Here is a 7,032-nt window from a genome sequence, read left to right as displayed (position 1 = left end):
TCCTCGGGCGTCGCCTCCGCCAGGAAGTCGTCGACCCCCGCCTCGTCGGCGATCGCCTTGGCCGTCAGCGGGTTGTCACCCGTGATCATGACCGTGCGGATGCCCATCCGCCGCAGCTCGTCGAACCGCTCCCGCATACCCTCCTTGACGACGTCCTTGAGGTGGATCACGCCGAGCACCCGGGCGCCGTGCGCGTCCTTGACCGCGACGAGCAGCGGGGTGCCGCCGGCCGCGGCGATCGTGTCGACGGTGTGCTGCGCGTCGGGGACGACGGTGCCGCCGTGACCGGTGACCCAGGCGACGATCGCGCCGGCCGCGCCCTTGCGGACCTGACGGCCGACGGCGTCGACGCCGGACATACGGGTCTGCGCCGTGAAGGGCACGAACTCGGCGTGGCCCAGCTCCCCTTCGCGGCGCTCGCGCAGCCCGTACTTCTCCTTCGCCAGGACGACCACGGAACGGCCCTCGGGCGTCTCGTCGGCCAGCGACGACAGCTGCGCGGCGTCGGCCAGCTCCGCCTCCCCGGTCCCGCCGACCGGCACGAACTCCGCGGCCCGGCGGTTGCCGAGGGTGATGGTGCCGGTCTTGTCGAGCAGCAGCGTGGACACGTCTCCGGCGGCCTCGACGGCACGGCCGGACATGGCGAGCACGTTGCGCTGCACCAGGCGGTCCATGCCCGCGATGCCGATCGCCGACAGCAGGGCGCCGATCGTCGTCGGGATGAGGCAGACCAGCAGCGCCACGAGGACGATCAGCGACTGCCGGGCGCCCGCGTAGATGGCGAAGGGCTGCAGGGTGACGACGGCGAGCAGGAAGACGATGGTCAGCGAGGCGAGCAGGATGTTCAGCGCGATCTCGTTGGGCGTCTTCTGCCGGGCCGCGCCCTCCACCAGGGCGATCATCCGGTCGATGAAGGTCTCACCGGGCCTGGTCGTGATGCGTACGACGATCCGGTCGGACAGCACCTTGGTGCCGCCCGTCACCGCGCTGCGGTCACCGCCGGACTCCCGGATGACCGGCGCCGACTCACCCGTGATCGCCGACTCGTCGACCGAGGCGACGCCCTCGACGACGTCGCCGTCACCGGGGATGACGTCGCCCGCCTCGCACACCACGCGGTCGCCGACACGCAGCGCGGTGCCGGGCACGTGCTCCTCGGCGCCGTCCGTGAGCCGGCGGGCCACGGTGTCGGTCTTGGCCCGGCGCAGGGTGTCGGCCTGCGCCTTGCCGCGGCCCTCGGCGACGGCCTCCGCCAGGTTGGCGAAGACCACGGTGAGCCAGAGCCACGCGGTGATCGCCCAGCCGAACCAGTCGGCCGGGGAGAGCGCCGCCAGCACGGTGGTGAGCACCGAGCCGATCAGGACGACGAACATGACGGGCGACTTGACCATCACCCGGGGGTCGAGCTTGCGCAGTGCGTCCGGGAGGGACCGCAGCAGTTGCGCCGGGTCGAAGAGGCCGCCCGAGACACGGGCGCGGGGGCTCGCGTCCGGGGCGTGCGGTGCCGGTCCTCCCCCGGGCGCCCGTACGGGCGTGCCGGTGGACATGGTTTCCTCCGCGGGACGGGCGGCAGGGGTGGTCGTTCGCCTCATGACAGGCCCTCCGCGAGCGGGCCGAGGGCGAGCGCCGGGAAGTACGTCAGGCCCGTGATGATCAGGATCGCGCCGACGAGCAGGCTCGCGAAGAGCGGTTTCTCGGTGCGCAGGGTGCCGGCGGTGGCGGGCACCGGCTGCTGCCGGGCGAGCGAGCCGGCGAGGGCCAGGACGAAGACCATCGGCACGAAGCGGCCGAGGAGCATCGCGAGGCCGAGCGTGGTGTTGTACCACCGCGTGTTGGCGCTCAGGCCCGCGAAGGCGGAGCCGTTGTTGTTGCCGGCGGAGGTGTAGGCGTACAGCACCTCGGAGAAGCCGTGCGGCCCGGTGTTGAGGATGGAGTGCGGCGGGGTCGGCAGGGCCATCGCCAGGGCCGTGAAGACCAGTACGACGGCCGGGGTGACCAGGATGTACAGGGCGGCGAGCTTGATCTCGCGGGTGCCGATCTTCTTGCCCAGGTACTCCGGGGTGCGGCCGACCATCAGGCCCGCGATGAACACCGCGATGATCGCCATGATCAGGATGCCGTAGAGGCCGGAACCGACGCCGCCCGGGGCGATCTCGCCCAGCATCATCCCGAGCAGGGCGATGCCTCCGCCGAGACCGGTGAAGGACGAGTGGAAGGAGTCCACCGCGCCGGTCGAGGTCAAGGTGGTGCTCACCGCGAACAGCGACGACGCGCCCACGCCGAAGCGCTGCTCCTTGCCCTCCAGCGCGGCGCCCGCGATCTGGTTCGCCGAGCCGGGGTGCGCCGTCTCGACCCAGGTCATCAGCGTCACGAAGCCGACCCAGATCAGCCCCATCGCGGCCAGGAGCGTGTAGCCCTGCTTCAGGTTGCCGGCCATCTTCCCGAAGGTGCGGGTCAGCGAGAACGGGATCACCAGGATCAGGAAGATCTCGAATAGGTTGGTGAACGCGTCCGGGTTCTCGAAGGGGTGCGCGGAGTTGGCGTTGTAGAAGCCGCCGCCGTTGGTGCCGAGCTCCTTGATCGCCTCCTGGGAGGCCACCGCGCCGCCGGTCAGCGTCTGGTGCCCGCCGGCGAGGGTGGTGATCTCGTGCCAGCCGGCGAAGTTCTGGATCGCCCCGAAGCCCACCAGCACGATCGCGGCGACGAACGCCATGGGCAGCAGGATGCGGACGGTGCCGCGGACCATGTCGGTCCAGAAGTTGCCCAGCTCACCGGTGCGGGACCGGACGAAGCCGCGGACGAGCGCCACGGCCACGGCCATGCCGACCGCCGCCGAGACGAAGTTCTGCACGGCGAGGCCCGCGGTCTGGGCGACGTGGCCCATGGCGTTCTCGCCCATGTACGACTGCCAGTTCGTGTTGGTCACGAACGAGGCCGCGGTGTTGAACGCCTGGTCGGGGGTGATGGCCGCGAAGCCCAGGGACAGCGGGAGGTGGTTCTGCACCCGCAGCAGCAGGTAGAGGAACAGCACGCCCACGAAGGAGAAGGCCAGCACCGCCCTGAGGTAGGACGGCCAGCGCATCTCGGCGTCGGGGTCGGCGCCGAGGCAGCGGTAGACCAGGCGCTCGACGCGCAGGTGCCGGTCGGAGGCGTAGACGGCGGCCATGTAGTCGCCGAGGGGTCGGTACACCAGGGCCAGGGCCACGACGAGGGCGGTGACCTGGAGCACGTCGGCGGTGACGGGGCCCATGGCCGTACCTCAGAACCTCTCGGGCCGCACGAGCGCCACGATCAGGTAGACCAGCAGGCCGGCGGCGACGACGAGACCGGTGATGTTCTCGGCGCTCACAGCTTCGCCACCCCCTTGGCGATGAGCGCGATCAGCGCGAAGACCGCGAGTGTGACGAGCAGGAAGGCCAGGTCGTCCATCGTGTGCTCCCAGCTCTTGACGGAACGTCGACCAAGCCCAGGAAACCTCCGTTCCCGCCGTGCGCGGACACCGTTGACGGCTTCCATACGGGCCCTTGCGGCGCCTTGACGGGCCTTTGACGTTCACCCCCGTTGACCTGCGAAAACGCCCGTGGGCCGACCTGTTCTCACAGGTCGGCCCACGGGCGTCGGGTGTGGCCGGGGCGCTGGGCCCCCGGGCTCAGTGCACCTCGGTGATCTCCGGTCCGCGGCGCATGGGGTCGATGCCGTCCGAGAAGCGGCCGCCCTCTTCCTGGGCGATGCCCTCGGGCACCATCTGGGCGTCGTTGGGCAGCTTCAGCACGATCGGGTCGCGCGGTGCCATCGGCGACTCCCCGCGGACGACCACGGTGTCGCGGAAGATCTGCTCCAGCAGGCCGGCGGTCTCGGGCTGGACGGCGCCCTGCCCGGAGATGACGCCCCGCAGGAACCAGCGCGGGCCGTCACAGCCGACGAAGCGCACGACCTGCACGCCGTTGGCGCCGTTGGGCAGCTGCACCGGGACCTGCGCGCGCAGCTCCCAGCCCAGCGGGCCCTCGACCTCGTCGACGATGCCGCCCTGCTTGGTGATGCCGGACGCGATCTCGTCGCGGACCTCGCCCCAGATGCCCTCCGACTTCGGGGCGGCGAAGCCCTGCAACTGGACGGCGCTCTCGCGCAGCACCACGGTCGCGGCGACGATGGACTCCCCGGCCACCTCGACGCGCAGTTCCATGCCCTGGACACCGGGCACGAAGAGGCCGCCCAGGTCGACCCGGCCCTCGGCCGGGTCCCTGACCTCGCTCACGTCCCACGGACCGTCCGGCCTGGGGGCGGGCGGAAGGTTGTACCGACGGGACTCCATGGAGTCGTCCGACTCCTCGGCGTCTTCGGCCAGCTCGTCAGGGCTCTCGGCCTCGAGCTCGTCGAGGGCGTCTCCGCGCTCCTTGCGACGACGACGGAACACGTCACTGTCCTTCCCGGTCAGCGATGACCGATGCGTATCCATTGCCGGACGGACCGACCGGCGAGCCATCCACCGCGGCATGACCCCCCGTGGAGCCGAAGCCCCCCGCCGCCCGTGCGGAGCCGGGCAGCTCCGCCACCTCGTGGAAGCGGACCCGCTCGACCTGCTGGACGACCAGTTGGGCGATCCGGTCCCCTTCTGCGAACCGTACGCTCTCGCGCGGGTCCAGGTTGACCACGATCACCTTGATCTCCCCACGGTACCCGGCATCAACCGTTCCCGGGGCATTCACGAGGGCCACTCCGCACCTCGCGGCGAGGCCCGAGCGGGGGTGCACGAAGGCGGCGTAGCCGTCCGGCAGCGCGATCGACACCCCCGTGGGCAGTACGGCGCGCTCGCCGGGGGCCAGTTCGGCCGCCTCGGTGGTGACGAGGTCGGCCCCGGCGTCGCCCGGGTGCCCGTACGAAGGAATCGGGACGCCCTCGTGCAAACGGTGGATGAGGACGTCGACCGGGGGGCGAGGACCGCCGGTCACGGGTTGACCTCGAAGGCGCGCGCGACCTTGACCTGGTCGGGGTCCGCCATCGCGGCGCGGATCTCCTCGGGGCGGCCGTTGTCGGTGAAGTGCTCCAGCTTGACCTCGATGAACAGCGCGTCCGCGCGGACCGCGACGGGGCCGTCCGGACCGCCGATCCGGCCCACCGCGGTGGAGTAGATCTTGCGCCCGGCCACGGCGGTGCAGCGGGCCTCCAGGTGGAGGGTGGCGCCGACCGGCACGGGCTGCACGAAGTCGGTCTCCAGGCGGCCGGTCACGGCGATGGTGCGCAGCAGCCAGGCGAGTGAACCGAGCGTCTCGTCGAGGGCCGTGGCCAGCACACCACCGTGCGCCAGGCCCGGGGCGCCCTGGTGGGCGGCCTGGACGGTGAACTCGGCGGTCACGCTGACGCCCTCCCCGGCCCTGGCCTCCAGGTGCAGGCCGTGCGGCTGCGCCCCGCCACAGCCGAAGCAGTGGTCGTAGTGCGCGCCCAGCGGTTCACCGGGGGCGGGGGCGTCGGGGTGCCGCTCCGGCGCGACGGCGTCGCGCGGCGGTGTCAGGCCCGGACGGTCCGGGCCGGCGTCGGTCGTAGCTCCACTCACGCGGGAGACCCTACCCTCCTGCGGGATCGTTTCCCGCCGCCCGGCCGTTGTCCTTCCGGCCCCGCGGCCCGCCCATCACCGGAGCACCCTCCCTTGGAGCACCACATGACCCCCAGGTCCGTCGTCGTCACAGGAGCCGGGTGCGGGATCGGCCTCGCCACCACCCTCGAACTGGCCCACGCCGGCTTCGACGTCATCGGGACGGTACGCAGCGAGGAGAAGGCGGAGGCGTTGCGGGAGGCGGTCGGGCGCACCGGTGCGTCGGTGCGCACCGTGCTGCTGGACGTCACGGACGCGACCTCCTCCGTCCGGGCGTTCACCGAGATCGCCACGATGACGGACGGCGGCCCCTGGGCGGTGGTGAACAACGCGGGGATCGCCCAGCCCGGTGCGATCGAGGACGTGGACGACGAGCAGGTGCGGCAGCAGCTGGAGACCAACCTGGTGGCCCCGGCGCGCATCGCCCGGCTGGTGCTGCCCACGATGCGGGCCCGGCGGGCGGGGCGGATCGTCAACATCTCGTCGATCTCCGGGCGGGTCTCGATGCCGCTGCTCGGCTGGTACTGCGCCAGCAAGCAGGGCCTGGAGGCGATGACGGACGCGCTGCGGATGGAGGCGGCCCCGTTCGGGGTCAAGGTCGTGCTGGTGGAGCCCGGCCCGTACGGCACGGACATCTGGCAGCGCGGCGCGAGCCGGCTGCCGCAGCGCCGCAACTCGGCCTACCGGCACCAGTACGAGGCCGCGGAGGAGACGATCAAGCGGGAGCTGCCCTCGCCGCGTCCGGTGGCGCGCACCGTCCTGAAGGCGCTCTCGGCGCCGCGGCCGCTCCCCCGCTACCTGGTGGGCACCGACGCCCGGTCCTCCGCGGTCCTGGACGCCGCCCTGCCGACGGCCGCGACCGACTGGGCCAAGCAGGTCGCCACGGGGCTGCGGCGTCCCCCGCGCGCCGCGCACGCGCTCACGAGGCTGCGGTCCCGGGGCGGGCGCTGACGGGGCGGCATGACAAGCTGGGCGTCATGACCGTCATGAGCTATGAGGAGCGGCTGACCGCGCCGCGTTCGTGGTGGGGGCTCGCCATCGGCGCGGGCGTCTCGCTGGCGCTGATCCTGCTGCCCCTCGGGCCCCTGGCGCTGCTCGGCGGGCTCGTCGGCGGCACCGCCGTCGGGGCGGCCCTGGTCAGCGCGTACGGCTCCCCGCGGCTGCGGGTGGTCGCCGGCTCGCTGGTGGCCGGGGACGCGAAGATCCCGGTGACGGCGCTCGGCGAGGCCACCGTGCTGGACCGGGACGAGGCGCTGGCCTGGCGGTCGCACAAGGCCGATCCGCGGGCCTTCATGCTGCTGCGCGCCTACGTGCCGACGGCGCTGAAGGTCGAGGTCAGCGACCCGGACGACCCGACGCCGTACCTGTACCTGTCGACCCGCTCCCCCGAGCGCCTGGCCGCGGCCCTGCGGGACGTGCGCGCCTGATCGCCCCGGCGCTCC

At 72.5% G+C, this 7,032-nt stretch carries 9 protein-coding genes; 2 read left to right on the top strand and 7 right to left on the bottom strand.

Features of this window, described 5'->3' with window-relative positions; genetic code table 11:
• The 7 genes from kdpB to ABZ479_RS31860 form a co-directional block, all read right to left on the bottom strand.
• Positions 1 to 1,547: potassium-transporting ATPase subunit KdpB (gene kdpB, locus ABZ479_RS31890; protein WP_500464800.1), on the bottom strand; the 1,547-nt coding region annotated here is incomplete at its 3' end.
• A gap of 41 nt (positions 1,548 to 1,588) precedes the next feature.
• Entirely contained in the window at positions 1,589 to 3,250 is a 1,662-nt protein-coding gene (kdpA, locus tag ABZ479_RS31885; protein ID WP_500464799.1) for a potassium-transporting ATPase subunit KdpA, read from the bottom strand.
• A gap of 9 nt (positions 3,251 to 3,259) precedes the next feature.
• Positions 3,260 to 3,349 (bottom strand): K(+)-transporting ATPase subunit F, encoded by a 90-nt coding sequence (gene kdpF, locus ABZ479_RS31880; RefSeq protein WP_499601814.1) that lies wholly within the window; start codon positions 3,347 to 3,349, stop codon positions 3,260 to 3,262.
• A complete protein-coding gene (locus tag ABZ479_RS31875; RefSeq protein ID WP_499601816.1) occupies positions 3,346 to 3,516 on the bottom strand; it encodes a hypothetical protein in 171 nt (56 codons plus the stop codon). Before ABZ479_RS31875 ends, kdpF begins: the two co-directional genes overlap by 4 nt.
• A gap of 133 nt (positions 3,517 to 3,649) precedes the next feature.
• Positions 3,650 to 4,414 (bottom strand): DUF3710 domain-containing protein, encoded by a 765-nt coding sequence (locus ABZ479_RS31870; protein ID WP_500464798.1) that lies wholly within the window; start codon positions 4,412 to 4,414, stop codon positions 3,650 to 3,652.
• Position 4,415: 1 nt separating this feature from the next.
• Positions 4,416 to 4,949 carry a dUTP diphosphatase gene (gene dut, locus ABZ479_RS31865; protein ID WP_500464797.1) on the bottom strand — a complete coding sequence of 178 codons (534 nt, stop codon included), beginning with the start codon at positions 4,947 to 4,949 and terminating at the stop codon, positions 4,416 to 4,418.
• Entirely contained in the window at positions 4,946 to 5,551 is a 606-nt protein-coding gene (locus ABZ479_RS31860) for a PaaI family thioesterase (protein WP_500464796.1), read from the bottom strand. Before ABZ479_RS31860 ends, dut begins: the two co-directional genes overlap by 4 nt.
• Positions 5,552 to 5,656: 105 nt before the next feature.
• Between ABZ479_RS31860 and ABZ479_RS31855 the strand changes: the two genes are divergently transcribed.
• Positions 5,657 to 6,541, top strand: coding sequence for an SDR family oxidoreductase (locus tag ABZ479_RS31855; protein ID WP_500464795.1), 885 nt, complete (start codon positions 5,657 to 5,659; stop codon positions 6,539 to 6,541).
• 26 nt (positions 6,542 to 6,567) lie between these two features.
• Positions 6,568 to 7,017: a DUF3093 domain-containing protein gene (locus tag ABZ479_RS31850; RefSeq protein WP_500464794.1), complete on the top strand. Its 450-nt coding sequence runs from the start codon at positions 6,568 to 6,570 to the stop codon at positions 7,015 to 7,017.
• Positions 7,018 to 7,032 lie beyond the last annotated feature (15 nt).

This window comes from Streptomyces sp. NPDC005722 (assembly GCF_040630935.1).
In the GTDB taxonomy this organism is placed as follows: Bacteria; Actinomycetota; Actinomycetes; order Streptomycetales; family Streptomycetaceae; genus Actinacidiphila.
Note: the sequence above shows the minus strand (reverse complement) of the source record. Positions and strands in the feature narration are given on the sequence as shown.

What these genes read in the sequence shown, in the direction of transcription:
- kdpA (WP_500464799.1), bottom strand. Translation starts at nt 3,250, where the DNA reads ATGGGCCCCGTCACCGCCGACGTGCTCCAGGTCACCGCCCTCGTCGTG.
- ABZ479_RS31875 (WP_499601816.1), bottom strand. Translation starts at nt 3,516, where the DNA reads ATGGAAGCCGTCAACGGTGTCCGCGCACGGCGGGAACGGAGGTTTCCT.
- ABZ479_RS31855 (WP_500464795.1), top strand. Translation starts at nt 5,657, where the DNA reads ATGACCCCCAGGTCCGTCGTCGTCACAGGAGCCGGGTGCGGGATCGGC.
- ABZ479_RS31850 (WP_500464794.1), top strand. Translation starts at nt 6,568, where the DNA reads ATGACCGTCATGAGCTATGAGGAGCGGCTGACCGCGCCGCGTTCGTGG.